The sequence below is a fragment of the Enterobacter sichuanensis genome, from assembly GCF_002939185.1.
GTDB classification, from domain to species: Bacteria; Pseudomonadota; Gammaproteobacteria; order Enterobacterales; family Enterobacteriaceae; genus Enterobacter; species Enterobacter sichuanensis.
Window position 1 is genome coordinate 1 of record NZ_POVL01000173.1, and the last position, 535, is coordinate 535.

The following is a 535-nucleotide window of genomic DNA, read 5'->3' on the forward strand; positions in this document are numbered from 1 at the left end:
ACGCAGAACGGATTTATTGAGAGCTTTAACGGACGATTTCGCGATGAATGCCTGAATGAGCACTGGTTCAGCGATATCGTTCACGCAAGGAAAATCATTAATGACTGGCGGCAGGATTATAACGAGTGTCGTCCACATTCAGCACTGAATTATCAGACGCCATCAGAGTTTGCAGCACGGTGGCGAAATGGAAAATGTGAAGGTAAACAGACCGACCTTACTAACTGACGGTTGTATCTAACTCTGGAGGCAGGTCATAAGCTCCTTGGTATAACTGAAGAACATCCCCATAAGCGTCAGCAGCAAGCTGCGACTTCAAGGTTCCGGGAATCAGGCCCTTTTCCTTGTAAACGCCGTAAAGCCCGCTTACCGGGGGGGAATGGGAGTACCTTAGCTTCTTCAGAGCCGTTAACGTAACTAGGGCAGGGGATGAACTGGCAAAATTTACAGTCCGGAAACGGCTACTCCAGGCTTTCGGCGCCATTTGACTCCACAGACACATGTAACCTCATCTGGCGCCTCCATGCCGCTGACG

At 49.9% G+C, this 535-nt stretch carries 1 protein-coding gene; it reads left to right on the forward strand.

Going from position 1 to position 535, the window contains the following annotated elements; genetic code table 11:
- The coding region (locus C5687_RS24360) for an integrase core domain-containing protein (protein ID WP_146086321.1) at window positions 1-228 on the forward strand (228 nt) is incomplete at its 5' end.
- Window positions 229-535 lie beyond the last annotated feature (307 nt).